General features: G+C 72.2%; 12 protein-coding genes. 9 read left to right on the top strand and 3 right to left on the bottom strand.

Features of this window, described 5'->3' with window-relative positions; translation table 11 throughout:
- Nucleotides 1-201: 201 nt before the first annotated feature.
- Nucleotides 202-519: a metal-sensitive transcriptional regulator gene (locus BIV57_RS14135; RefSeq protein ID WP_071657143.1), complete on the top strand. Its 318-nt coding sequence runs from the start codon at nucleotides 202-204 to the stop codon at nucleotides 517-519.
- Here the strand turns inward: BIV57_RS14135 and BIV57_RS25195 are convergent.
- Nucleotides 506-781, bottom strand: a complete 276-nt coding sequence (locus BIV57_RS25195; RefSeq protein ID WP_071657144.1) for a hypothetical protein — start codon at nucleotides 779-781, stop codon at nucleotides 506-508. The genes BIV57_RS14135 and BIV57_RS25195 overlap by 14 nt on opposite strands.
- Before the next feature lie 137 nt (nucleotides 782-918).
- Nucleotides 919-2,013: a C40 family peptidase gene (locus tag BIV57_RS14145; protein ID WP_245797662.1), complete on the bottom strand. Its 1,095-nt coding sequence runs from the start codon at nucleotides 2,011-2,013 to the stop codon at nucleotides 919-921.
- 395 nt (nucleotides 2,014-2,408) lie between these two features.
- Between BIV57_RS14145 and BIV57_RS14150 the strand changes: the two genes are divergently transcribed.
- The 7 genes from BIV57_RS14150 (at nucleotide 2,409) to BIV57_RS14180 (ending at nucleotide 10,985) form a co-directional block, all read left to right on the top strand.
- Nucleotides 2,409-2,735 carry a hypothetical protein gene (locus BIV57_RS14150; RefSeq protein WP_071657145.1) on the top strand — a complete coding sequence of 109 codons (327 nt, stop codon included), beginning with the start codon at nucleotides 2,409-2,411 and terminating at the stop codon, nucleotides 2,733-2,735.
- Between the two features lie 32 nt (nucleotides 2,736-2,767).
- Nucleotides 2,768-3,616, top strand: a complete 849-nt coding sequence (locus tag BIV57_RS14155) for a hypothetical protein (protein ID WP_071657146.1) — start codon at nucleotides 2,768-2,770, stop codon at nucleotides 3,614-3,616.
- Complete coding sequence (locus BIV57_RS14160) at nucleotides 3,606-5,006, top strand: hypothetical protein (protein WP_079170318.1); 1,401 nt, start codon at nucleotides 3,606-3,608, stop codon at nucleotides 5,004-5,006. The genes BIV57_RS14155 and BIV57_RS14160 overlap by 11 nt, the downstream gene beginning before the upstream one ends.
- A 2-nt stretch (nucleotides 5,007-5,008) precedes the next feature.
- Nucleotides 5,009-6,523: an SCO6880 family protein gene (locus BIV57_RS14165; RefSeq protein ID WP_071657156.1), complete on the top strand. Its 1,515-nt coding sequence runs from the start codon at nucleotides 5,009-5,011 to the stop codon at nucleotides 6,521-6,523.
- A gap of 93 nt (nucleotides 6,524-6,616) precedes the next feature.
- Nucleotides 6,617-7,972, top strand: a complete 1,356-nt coding sequence (locus BIV57_RS14170; protein ID WP_071657147.1) for an ATP-binding protein — start codon at nucleotides 6,617-6,619, stop codon at nucleotides 7,970-7,972.
- 80 nt (nucleotides 7,973-8,052) lie between these two features.
- Nucleotides 8,053-10,110 (top strand): TraM recognition domain-containing protein, encoded by a 2,058-nt coding sequence (locus BIV57_RS14175; RefSeq protein WP_071657148.1) that lies wholly within the window; start codon nucleotides 8,053-8,055, stop codon nucleotides 10,108-10,110.
- A gap of 152 nt (nucleotides 10,111-10,262) precedes the next feature.
- Nucleotides 10,263-10,985 (top strand): VC0807 family protein, encoded by a 723-nt coding sequence (locus BIV57_RS14180; protein ID WP_071657149.1) that lies wholly within the window; start codon nucleotides 10,263-10,265, stop codon nucleotides 10,983-10,985.
- Between the two features lie 121 nt (nucleotides 10,986-11,106).
- Here BIV57_RS14180 and BIV57_RS14185 read toward each other — a convergent pair whose 3' ends face one another.
- Nucleotides 11,107-11,838 (bottom strand): DUF4097 family beta strand repeat-containing protein, encoded by a 732-nt coding sequence (locus BIV57_RS14185; protein ID WP_071657150.1) that lies wholly within the window; start codon nucleotides 11,836-11,838, stop codon nucleotides 11,107-11,109.
- Between the two features lie 212 nt (nucleotides 11,839-12,050).
- Between BIV57_RS14185 and BIV57_RS14190 the strand changes: the two genes are divergently transcribed.
- On the top strand, nucleotides 12,051-12,593 hold the full coding sequence (locus tag BIV57_RS14190) for a DUF1203 domain-containing protein (RefSeq protein ID WP_071657151.1): 543 nt from the start codon (nucleotides 12,051-12,053) through the stop codon (nucleotides 12,591-12,593).
- Nucleotides 12,594-12,619 lie beyond the last annotated feature (26 nt).

A 12,619-nucleotide genomic window follows, 5' to 3' on the forward strand; every position in this document is an offset into this window, starting at 1 on the left:
AAGTTACAACTGCGGTCCGGACGTGTCCGGTGGACACCCAGCGGGTGAGCATCCCGCGAACCAGTGTGACCGATGGATCTCGGCCCCATGCACCTGGACCGCTCATCAGCAGGCCCTTTTCACCGTAATGCCGATCACGTCGGACGTCCCCGGGCACCGGAAACCGTTCCGCATGCCGGGTCGACCTGCGACGATGTGTGCATGGCAGTGAGTGACGACTCTTCGGTCGAGGTGCACCACTACGGGTACGCCAAACACAAGGACGAGCACCTGAAGCGGCTGCGCCGCATCGAGGGCCAGGTCCGGGGCTTGCAGCGGATGGTCGACGACGACGTCTACTGCATCGACATCCTCACCCAGGTCTCCGCGAGCACCAAGGCGCTGCAGTCGTTCGCGCTGCAGCTGCTGGAGGAGCACCTGGCGCACTGCGTCGCCGAGGCCACCGCCAAGGGCGGTCAGGAGGCGGACGAGAAGGTCAAGGAGGCCACCGCCGCCATCGGCCGGCTCATGCGCACCTGACGGCGGGCAGCCGCGCGGCGACGCGCTCGGCGGCCCGTTCCGCGGCGCGCTCGGCAGTGCGCTCGGCCGTCCGCTCCGCTGTCCGTTCCGCCGTCCGCTCGCAGGGCGGGGCGCGCCGGGGCGCGGGCGGGCGGGCGACGCCGCGCACGCCGAGCGCCGCGTCGAGGTCGGCCTCGCTCAGCCGGTCGCCCGGGGCGGCCGCGGCCGCGGCCATCACGTCTCCGACCAACTCGATCTCGTCCAGCGCCAGCACATCCTCCACCGGTCCCACACCTCCCGCACACAGCGTAGAGAGCAGGCAACGTTCGGCACATGGCCCGCCCGGGCCATTTCCGATCGGTAACCGCAGCTTTGCGACCGCCGGACGTACTAGTGACGCACCGGTACGCGGGCCCGCACTCACCCGCCGGCGGCGGGCTGGCCGCCCCCGGCCTGGACGGATCCGTCCGCCGCGGTCTTCGGCAGCGCCGCCGCGCCCTGCGCGGTGACCCGCGTCGCCCCGAAGTAGTCGCCCTCGGCGGAGACCTTGTCGAAGCGGATGACGGCCCCGGTGTGCGGGGCGTCGATCATCCAGCCGCCGCCCACATAGATCCCCACATGGTGGATGGCGATCGGGTTGTTGGGGTCCTTGGAGAAGAACACCAGGTCGCCCGGCTGCAGTTGGTCCTGGGAGGGATGCGGCCCGGCGAACCACTGGGCGTTCGCCACCCGCGGCAGGGTGATGCCGACGGAGGCGTAGGCGGCCTGCGTCAGCCCCGAGCAGTCGAACCGGCCGCCCTGCGCGGAGGAGCCGGTGCCGCCCCACAGATAAGGGGTGCCCAGCTTGTTCTGCGCGTAGTAGATGGCACCGGCCGCCTGGTTGGAGAAGGCGACCTGCTGGGGCAGCGGGTTGCCCTTTCCGGACACCGGGGCGGCGAAGCCCTTCGCCAGGGTGCGGATCCGCTGCACGTAGTTCTGCGTCTCGGAGATCGCCGGCACCCCGTCGGAGGAGATCACCCGGTAGGCGCCGGCGTTGTAACCGGCCAGCATGTTGTCCACCGGATCGCCGGCGACCTTCTTCGTCGAGGAGGCGAGCGCGCAGTCGTAGCGGGCGGCGCTGGGGATGGCGTCCTGCGGGTCCCAGATGTCCGCCTTGCCGTCGTGGTTGGCGTCCATCCCGTAGACGGCCCAGGTGGCGGGCATGAACTGGGCGATGCCCTGGGCGCCGGCGCCGCTGCGCGCCGTTGGCGAGAAACCGCTCTCCTGGTACAGCTGTGCCGCCAGTATGGCCGGTGACAGGGTGTTACAGAGGTGACCCCAGCGCTCTATGAGGTCGCGGTACTGCGCGGGGACGGTCCGGGAGGCAAGACCGGTGTCGGACAGGTCTCCCCCGCCGCTCCGGCCCAGGATCGAGCCCGCGGCGACGAAGACGCCCACGACCAGGAAGGCCACGAACCCGAGGACGAGTCCGATCACGACCACCGGAACGGCCACCGACCTGCGCAGTGCTCTCACCACCTCCGGCCGGGGCACGCGCGCGGACCGCGCCGCGCCTGACGGATGGTCATTCTTCCGGCTGAGCCGGTGATCTGGCTATGTGTCACCCGTGCGGTGGCCGGAAACCACCCGCGCGGGCGAGCCCCGCCATCGGCACAATAGGGGATGACAGCGGGACGGGACCGCTCGCTCTGCGCTTACCCCGAGGCTACAAAGGGTAAGCTGCTGGCTGTCCCCGAGCCTCAGCCCAACGACACGTGGCAAAGCAGCTAGTGAGAAAGCGTCAGGTCCGGGGCGATTACACGCCAAGATGGTCATCGAACCGGTAGAGCCTGAAGACCAGCAGACTGCCCTTCGCTCCCCTGCGGCGAGGGGACCCGGTGCCTGTCCGACGCGGGGCGGTGAGGAACGCGATGCAGTACCAGTACCTGGAGTTTCTGGGCGCGAAGAAGGGCGACATCAACACCATCATCGGTGGGATCGCCCCGGACTGGGGACCGTTCGCCACGCTCGGCAACGAGGCGAAGGTGATGGTCGAGGTCGTCATGGCGGTGGCCATCCTGTCCTGCCTCGCCATCGCCATCTGGGGTGCGGCGAAGCAGCGGATCGGCGCGACGGCGCTGCGCGACACGTTCAGCGCGGAGCAGGGCAAGGGCCTGATCGTGGCGGGCCTGGCGGGTGTCTTCATCATCGGCTCGCTCGGCACGCTCTTCACCATCGTCTACGGCATGGCCATCTGAGACGGACGGGTGACGGACGGAGCGGGACGACCATGAGCGCCGAGGATCCCCACACGCGCACCACGCGCTATCCCGGCGAGAGCGAGGACGAGGCGCGCGAGGCGCGCCGCCCGCGGCCGCTGCGGACGCTGGCCGCGGTGCTGGGGGTGGCGGCCCTGCTGGTCGCTGCGCTGGTGCTGGTCCACCAGCTGCAGGGCGGTGGCAGCGGTGGCAGCGGTGGTGGCGGCGGCTCGCAGGCGCGGGGCGGCGACGCGGCGTCCACGGCGAGTTCCCGCCCGAGCGCGGAGTCGACGCGGCCGACGGGCCAGCGCCCGGTGAAGGGGACGGACCCGTCCACGGGCATCCCCATCGGCTACAGCAGGACGGACGAGGGCGCGGAGTCGGCGGCGACGAACTACGCAGTGGCGCTGGGGTCTTCGGACATGTACAACGACGCATCCCGCCACGACATCATCGGCGCGATCGCGGCGAGCGGGTCGAAGACGCAACTGCTCTCCACCACCGACCGCGCCTGGTCCTTTTCCCGCCAGCAGTTCGCGCTCAATCCCGACGGCTCGGCCCCGTCCGGGCTCACCTTCGTCTGCCGCTCCGTTCCGGTGGGCTCCCGCGCGGTGAAGCTCGACACCTCGGCCGGCGCGGCCACCATCGCGGTCTGGAGCAACGGGCTGATCGGCCTCTCGGGCTCGGGATCGACCAAGCCGGTCACGGAGTCCTGGTTCACGCTGACCCTCAACCTGACCTGGCAGAACAACGACTGGAAGCTCGTCAGCTCCAGCCAGAAGGACGGCCCTGCGCCGGTGTCCGCAGACCAGAGGGCTGCCACCTCCAAGGAGATCGACAACGCCGTGCGCGAGTTCGGGGGCTTCACCTATGCACGCTAGCCGCCCGTACCTCACCCTGACGCCCCGTCTGCGCCTGGTCCTGGTACTCCTGGCAGTCGTGGCCGCAGTGCTGCTGAGCGCGCCGCATGCGCATGCGGCTCCGAGCCCGACGCCGAGTCCGAGTCCGTCCTCGTCGTCGTCGTCGTCGAACAGCGACTGCAACCTCCTCCCGGGGCCGGCCAAGACCGCGTGCGAAGGCGGCAACCCCAACACCGGCAGCAGCGGGTCCGGGGGCGGGACCAGCAATCCCATCCAGTCCGCCACCGACCCCCTCGGCGCCCTCGCCAGCGGATGCGCGCAGGCCGCGTCGTGGGTGATCACGCACCTCTCCTCGGCGATCGACGGGTCCACCCAGGTGGACTTCACCAACGCCGGGTTCCTGCGGCAGTACGCCGTCGTCTTCGCCGCGTCCACCGTCCTGACGCTGGTGCTGTGGCTGCTGGCCGTCACCAAGCGCGCCGTCCGCGGCATCCCGCTGCACGAGGCGATCACCGAGGCCATCGGCTACCTGTGGCTGACGGTGGTGGCCAGCGCCTTCACGCCGCTCGTCCTGTTCACCCTGGTGAAGGTGACGGACGCGCTCACCGCGGCCATCGCGCTCGGCACCAACGCCAACACCAGCCAGTTCCTCGGCGGGTTCGCCAAGTCCCTCGATCCCAACAAGATCGGCGGCGGGCCGATCATGACGATCGTGGTGAGCCTCTTCTCGGTGCTCGCCGCCGCCTTCCTCTGGATCGAGCTGCTGATCCGCGCCGCCATGCTCTACGTCGGCGCGCTGCTCGGCACCGCCGTCTACTCCGGCCTCGTCGACAAGAAGTTGTGGCAGCACGTGCGCCGCTGGGCCGGCCTGATGATCGCGGTGATCCTGCTCAAGCCGATCATCGTCATCGTGCTGAGCCTCGCCGGCGCGGTCGGCGCCAACGACGCCACCGGCAGCGGCGGGGCCCGGCAGGACTCCTTCTCCGCGATCCTCTCCGGCCTCGCCATCCTGGTGCTGTCGATCTTCGCCAGCGTGATGATCTACCGCTTCGTCCCCGGCTTCGGCGACGACATGGCCGCGCTGCACCGCAGCCGCACCAACCCGGCGGCCCGGATCGGCTCCGCCATGGTGACCGGCCCCGCCAACCTCGTCCGGCAGGGCATCAACGCCCACGCCGCACGGAACACCGCCGCCGAGGCGGCCTCCGGCTCCGTCGGCAAGGGCGGCAGCGGCGACGCGGTCGCCGGCGGCGTCTCCGCGCACGGCAGCCGCGGCGGAGGCGGGGGCTCGGCCCCCGCGCAGCCCGCCTCCGGCTCCGCGCCGACGCCCCGTCAGGCCCCGTCCTCCGCCCAGCAGCAGTCCCCCAGCGCCCCGCGCAGCGCCGACAAGCCCTCAGGAGGTGATCGGTGATCATGGCTACTCCCACCGCCGCCCGGCGACGGACGTACCTGATCGGCAAGGCCCGTCCCCATGCCGTCATCGGCAAGAACCGCGAGAACGGCGAGATCGTCCTGATCGTCTTCGGGGCGTTCCTCGGCATGATGTGGGGCCTGGCCGTGCCGTGGCTGCTGCCCCGCATCCTCGGCCTGATCGGCCTCCCGATGCTCGCCCTGGCCGCGGTCTACGTCCCCTACCGCCGCCGGACGTTCTTCAAGTGGATGGAGATCGACCGCAACTACCGGCGCAACCTGCGCAGCGGGCGGGCCCGCTACCGCAGCCGCGCCATGGAGGCCGGCACCCGGCTGGACGGCACCGAGGTGGCCATCGGCGCCCCGCCCGGCATCGGCCGGGTGGTGTGGCTGGACGCGCCCTTCGGGCCGGACCGCATCGCCGTGCTGATGCACCTGGAGCGGCGCACGGTCACCGCCGCCATAGAGATCGAGGGCCCCGGCGTCGGCCTGCGCGACAGCGAGGACCAGGAGGCGCTCGTCGACCGCTTCGGCACCCTGCTGAAGCACGTCGCCAACGGGGACGGCTTCGTGACGCGCCTCCAGATGCTCGCCCGCACCCTCCCCGCCGACCCCGACGCCCACGCCAAGGACGTCGAGCGGCGCGGCGACAAGGACGCCGAGCCCTGGCTGCGCGCCTCCTACGAAGAGCTGCAGTCGATGGTCTCCACCTCCAGCGAGCAGCACCGCGCCTACCTCGTCGCCTGCATGCCCTACACCCGGGAGCTGGCCGCCGAGGCGCGCGCCCACGGCCGCGGCGACAGCGGCCTGGCCACCGTCATGGTGCGCGAGCTCAACGACATCTGCGCCCGGCTGATCGAGGCGGACATCCGGGTGCGCCAGCCGCTGGGCGAGCCGCGCCTCGCCTCGCTGCTGCACGGGATGTACGACCCGGAGCACCCCATCGACCACATCCAGACGATGTCGCAGCGCAACGCCTGGCCCGCCGAGGTCGACGCGACCCACCAGAACTACATGTCGGCGAAGACCCGCGAGTCCGACACCCGCGAGGCCTGGCACCACTCCACCGCCTGGATCAAGGAGTGGCCGATGACGCCGGTCGGCGTCAACTTCCTGGCCCCGCTGCTGGTCCACACCCCGGACGTGATCCGCACGGTGGCCGTCACCATGGACCTGGAGCCCACCGACGTGGCCATCGAGCGGATGCTCACCGAGAAGACGAACGACGAGGCCGACGCCTCCCGGGCGGCCAAGATGAACCGGGTCGTCGACCCGCGCGACATCGCCCAGACCGGCCGCGTCGACCAGCGCGGCGAGGACCTCGCCTCCGGCGCCGCGGGCGTCAACCTGGTCGGCTACATCACCGTCTCCTCCCGCAACCCCGAGCAGCTGGTGCGCGACAAGCGGACGATCCGGGCCGCGGCCGGCAAGTGCTACCTCAAACTGGAGTGGTGCGACCGCGAGCACCACCGGGCGTTCGTCAACACGCTGCCCTTCGCTACCGGAATCCGACCATGACACAGATGATCATCGTGATGATCTGATGAACTTGTTCGGGAGCGCGCGTCCCGGAGTCCAGACGCCGCCGAAAGCAGTCAAGGGAGGCCGACGATGCCGGATCTGACGAAGGGTCTCATCGAGGCCTTCACGGGTTTCGTCATGGGCCGCGTCGAGACGACGCGCCCGCCGGTGCGCACCTCGACCGGGCAGGCCCAGGCCATCTACCTGCCCACGGCCGCGCCCGGCCTCGGCGACTCCGGTGTGATCATCGGCCGCGAGGTCTACTCCGGGAAGGGCTACATCTACGACCCCTTCCAGCTCTACGGCCAGCAGCTGCCCGCGCCGCACTGGCTGGTGCTCGGCGAGTCCGGCAACGGCAAGTCCTCGCTGGAGAAGACGTACGTGCTGCGCCAGCTGCGGTTCCGCGACCGCCAGGTGGTCGTCCTCGACGCGCAGGGCGAGGACGGCGTCGGCGAGTGGGCGCTGATCGCCGCGCGGCTCGGCCTCACCCCGATCCGGCTCGACCCGATGGCCGCCCTCGACCAGGGCATCCGGCTCAACCCGCTGGACCCGACGATCACCATGAGCGGGCAGCTGTCGCTGCTGCGCACCATCATCGAGGTGGCCATGGGCCACGGCCTCGACGAGCGGGCCGGCTTCGCCCTCAAGGTCGCCCACGGACGGGTCGCGGAGACGGTCCGCGACCGCCAGCCCGTCCTCTCCGACATCGTCGAGGCGCTCCGCCATCCGGTGCCGGACTCGGCCGAACTGATGAACGTTCAGCTGGACGACGTGCGCGCCTGGGGTCTGGACGTCGCACTGGTGCTCGACCGCCTCGTCGACGGCGATCTGCGCGGCATGTTCGACGGCCCGACAACCGTCGGGATCGACCTCGAGGCGCCGCTCATCATCTTCGACCTCTCCCACATCGACCGGAACTCCATCGCCATGCCGATCCTGATGGCGGTGGTCGGCGTGTGGCTGGAGCACACCTGGATCCAGCCGGACCGCAAGAAGCGGATCTTCCTCGTCGAGGAGGCCTGGCACATCATCAATTCGCCCTTCGTCGCACAGCTGTTCCAGCGGTTGCTGAAGTTCGGGCGGCGACTGGGTTTGTCCTTCGTTGCGGTGGTGCACCATCTCAGCGACGTCGTCGACGGGGCGGCCGCCAAGGAAGCGGCGGCCATCCTCAAAATGGCGTCGACACGCACCATCTACATGCAGAAATCCGACGAGGCGCGGTCGACCGGACAAGTCCTCGGCCTCCCCCGCTGGGCGGTGGAGATCATCCCGACGCTCACCCCGGGCATCGCCGTCTGGGACGTCAACGGGAACGTCCAGGTCGTCAAGCACCTCGTCACGGAGGCCGAGAAGGACCTCGTCTACACCGACCGCGCCATGACCGAGGACGCCGTCGCGGAACGCACCCGCGCGGCCCAGGAACTGGCCGACAACTCCGCGGCATAGCGCGGGCGCGACGCGCCGGCGGCCGCGGACGAGAGGGGTACGCGAGGCTCCGCAGGGGTTCGCGAGAGGAGAGCCGGCGTATGGCGCTGCGCGGGGAACGCGGCGGCCGCCAGGAGGACGTCGACACGGCGTCGAGGGCCGGGCGGCCGACGCGCACCGGGGGCAAGGGCGTCCCCGACGGCATGCTGCTGGGCGGACTCTCCCTCCTCCTTGGCGGAACCTTCGCGGTCTGGCTCGCCACCGGGCTCGCCGGCCTGCTCGCGCACGGCGCCTGGCCGCCGGTTCACTTCACCCGAACGCCGTTCGCCGTCCGTAGGCTGGTATCGGCCCCCGACGACCTCGCAGGCGCCTGGGGCGTAGGCGCGAAAGGTGGCGACGGTATGCCCAGCGGGGCGATGTTCTGGATCGTTCTCCTGCTGCTGCTGGTACTGCTGACGGCCCTCGTCGTCGCGGTCCTCATCACCGGCAGCCGCTACCAGGCCCACCGCAGGGCCGCCACGACCACGGGCCCGGCGGCCGCCGCCGCACGGCCGGTGAAGCGGGCCGGGCGGGATGTCCGGCCCTCCGACGGCCCGGCGCCCGCGCGCCCCGCGGAGCAGGGCGCGCGGGGCGGAGGGGCGGAGGGGCGGCGCGAACGGCGCACGGCCACCGCGAACGGCAACCGTCCCAAGGCACCCAGACCCCGTCCCTCCGCGCCCCCGCAACCCGCGGACGGCGACCGTCCGCACCACACCGCGCCCGTGCCCGCGCAGATGCACGTGCCCGAACCGCGCACCGCGCTCCCGCCCCTGGTGAGCCGTCACCTCAGCGCGCAGACCCTGCTCGACCGCGCCGCCCTCATCCGCCCCACCCTCCCCCGTTCCACGGAGGACCCGCTCGCCTTCGGCCTGCCCCTCGGCGCCCACCGCACCCACCCCCTCTACGGCAGCCTCGACCAGACCTACCTCCTCCTCGCCGGCCCCCACTCCGACAAGGGCCCCGCCCTCCTGCACGACCTCCTCAACGGCGCCCCCGGCCCCGCCGTCGTCACCTGCCCCGACCCCGCCGCCCTCGCCGCCACCCTCCCCGCCCGGGAGAAGCTCGGCCCGGTCCTCGTCCACGACCCCCTGCACCTCACCGACGCCGACACCGCCGCGCCGCTGCCCGCCGGCGTGCAGCGCCTGCGCTGGGCCCCCGAGGGAGGCTGCGCCGACCCCCTCACCGCCACCAACCGGGCCCGCACGCTGCTGTTCCCGCTGCGCCCGCCCGGCCGCCCCGCGATGGCCGACAGCGCGATCGCCGCCCGCCTCTCGCACACCGCGGCCGTCGACACCGCCGCCCAGCTCCTCGCCTGCTGGCTGCACGCCGCCGCCCTGGACGGCCGCGCCTTCCGCCACGTCCACCGCTGGGTCGAGCAGCCGCTGCGCGCCGGCGCCCGCGAACCCCTCGCCGTGCTGCGCACCGCCTCCGGAGCGGCCGCCGGCTGGGACGGCCGCATCGAGACGCTCCTGACCCCCCAGAACCCGCACCGCGACGCCGCCCTGACGCTCCTTCGGCGCGCCCTGGGCGCCACCAGCGAGCTCCACATCCTGCAGTCCTGCCTGCCCTCCTCCGACGAGGCGTTCACCCCCGAGAAATGGGAATCGTGGATGAACGAACGGGGAACGCTCTATGTGGTGGGCGAACCCGTGGAGGATCCGCGGGCGGATCCCGGCATCCTCCCGCTCTCCACCGCCCTCCTCGCAGACGTGGTCGAGCACGGCCGGCGCATCGCCGTAGGGTCATCCTCCGGTCGGCTCGACCCACCAATGCTGCTGCTCCTGGACGACGCGGCCACCGTCGCTCCGCTGCCCTCGCTGCCCGACCAGATGACCGGCGGCGGCAGCCTGGGGATGCCGACCGTCACCGTGCTGCGCTCCCCCGAGCAGGCCCGCAACCGCTGGGGCGGGGCGGCCGGGACCATCCACCGCACCGCGGGCATCCGCCTCGCCATGGGCGAGGTCCCCGCCCACGACCTGGCCACCGTGCTCTCCGTCCCGGAGAGCGAGGCCGCCGCGCTCTCCGACGCGCTGCGCGCCGGCGGGCCCGGCGCACGCCTGGTGCACCACCCCGCGGTGCCGCCGGTGGTCGCCGAACCGCGGCAGCTCAACGCCACATGACCGCAGCTCAGAGCGGGCTGAGAGGTAGCTGACGGGCAGCTGGCAGGCAGTGGGGCGGCGGAGGCAATACCTCCCCCAACTCTTGGTTTCGGTTGCGGCCAGTCCGCCGGTTCGCCCTGTACGGGGCCCCTCCCTGCTCGGACCATCACTACATGACGAGCACCCAGCAGCCGGCCACCGCCTCACGCGGCGCCAACGCCCGGAAGGCGTTCCTGCCCCTCCTGATCGACGTGGGGCTCCCGGTCGGCGGCTACTACCTCCTCGCCGACGGATTCGGCCTCTCCTCCGTGACCGCGCTGATCATCAGCTCCATCCCCCCGGCGCTCAGCGCCGTCTGGGCGGCAGTGAAGCAGCACCGCTTCAACGGGCTCGCCACCCTCATCGTGGCCGTCAACATAGCCGGGATCATCACCAGCATCCTGACCGGCAACGCCCGGCTGATGCTCGCCAAGGACGCCCTCGTCACCAGCACGCTGGGCGTCGCCATCCTGGTCTCCGCGCTCGTCGGCCGGCCGCTGATGTCCAGCGCGCTGCGGCCGATGATCGCCCGCGGCCGGGACGACGTCGACGCCGCCTGGAGGCGCCTGCGGGCGGGCGAGTCCCCCGACTCCCGGCGCTTCCGCCGGGCCGAGGCGGCGTTCTCGCTCGTCTGGGGCGTGGTGCTGGTCGCCGACTGCATCATCCGCGTGGTGCTGGCGTTCAGCGTCCCCGTCCACACCGCGGTCGGCGCGCAGACCATCGTGCTGCTGGTCGCCCTCGGCATCGGCATCGCGGTCGGACGGTTCTTCGTCCCCGTGATGGGCCGCCTGATCCGCGAGGAGCGCGAGCGCGGCGTCCGGCCCGAGGCCGCCCCCGAAGCGGCCGCCAGCACCTGACTGCGGCTCTAGGGAACTGACTGAGGCCCAAGGCAACCGACGACGGCGGACGGCGGCGGCTTCCGGCAGCTGCCGCGGCTCGGCGGGCCCTCGGCTGCCGGCGGCTCGGCTGGCCCTGCGCTCAGGCGGTGCCGACGGTGACGTCCCCGCCGCTGCTGTGCGCCGTCACCCGGTGCGTGGACGACGCCGACTGAGGCACCGTCACCGACTTCGAGCCGCCCGCGGTCGAGGCGTGCACGGCGTACCGAACGCCCCCGCCGCCCGGCAGCGTCACCTTCACCGAGCCCCCGTCGGACGTGGCCGAGACCGTCGCCGGAGCCCGCGAGAAGGCCACCTCGACGTCCCCGCCGGAGGTCGAGGCGGTGAGTCGGGACGACGCGTCGTCGCGCACCGAGATGTTGCCGCCGTCCGTCCTCGCCGCGACGGCCCCGGAGAGCCCGCTGGCCGTCACATCGCCGCCGCTGGTGCGCAGTTCGACGTCGACCGTGCGGGGCACCGTAACCGTGTAGGAGACGTCGCAGTGCCCCCAGCTCGCCCCGCAGCGGCCCGAGCGCAGGGCCAGCGTGCCGGACTTGAGCTCATGGCTGGAGACCGGCTTCCGGTCCTGGTACGAGTCCTTCTCCACCACGTGGACCCCGCCCCCGGACGGCCCGGCCACCACGTCCACGTTCCCGCCCGCGGAGTCCACCGTCAGCCGGTGCACCGAGCCGGAGACGTTGTAGGACTGCTGGCTGGTCTTGGAGTGGCCCATCCCGAACGCCCCCCGGCACCCCGTCAGCGCCAGCACCGGAACCAGCGCCGCCGCCGCCAGGATCGCCGTCCGCGCCCGCGTCTTCGCCCTTCGCGTTGTCATGCTCCACATCCTCCCCGTACCCCCGCCACCCGTTCGATGGTGCGAACTGCCGTCCCCTGGTAGGGAAAACCCCACCGGTGAACCCCACCCCCGGTCCCCCACGAACCGGTCCATGGTCCAAGACGCCGCACGCACGGCTACAGTTGTGGGGGCGGGAGGCCGACGTCCGAATCCCGCCAGCAGGGCAGGAGCACGGCCAGCAGGCTTGAGTCATGACCACGACGACGAAGACCCCGCACCGGTACCACGCCATCGCCCCCGAGGTGCTCGCCGAGCTCCGCGTCCGCGACGACGCCGGCGCCGCCTTCCACCCCTACCGCGACGACGAGGGCGGCGCCCCGCTCCGCTGCTGCCTGCGCCGCAGCCACCTGGGCGAGGACATCGCCCTCGTCTCCTACGCCCCGCTGCGCCGCTGGGCGGCCGCCCGGGGTGTGGACCCCGGCGCCTACACGGAGTTGGGCCCGGTCTTCATCCACGCCCAGGAGTGCGGGGGCCCGGAGGACGACGCCTCCGCCGGCCTCCCGTTCGCCCACACGGGTGCCCGCCGGGTCGTCCGCCGCTACAACGCCGACGGCGAGATCCACGGCGGCGAACTGGTGGAGTTCCCCGAGGCCGCGGACGACGCGATCGCCAGCGCCGTCCTGGCCAAGGCCCTGGACGACGCCTTCGCCATGCCGGACGTCGCCCTGGTGCACGTCCGGGCGGTCGAGTACGGCTGCTTCCTCTTCGCCTGCGAGCCGCCGACCGGTGCGTGAACGCGAAGGAGCCCCCAACCCGAAAG

It is taken from the genome of Mangrovactinospora gilvigrisea (assembly GCF_001879105.1).
In the GTDB taxonomy this organism is placed as follows: Bacteria; Actinomycetota; Actinomycetes; order Streptomycetales; family Streptomycetaceae; genus Mangrovactinospora; species Mangrovactinospora gilvigrisea.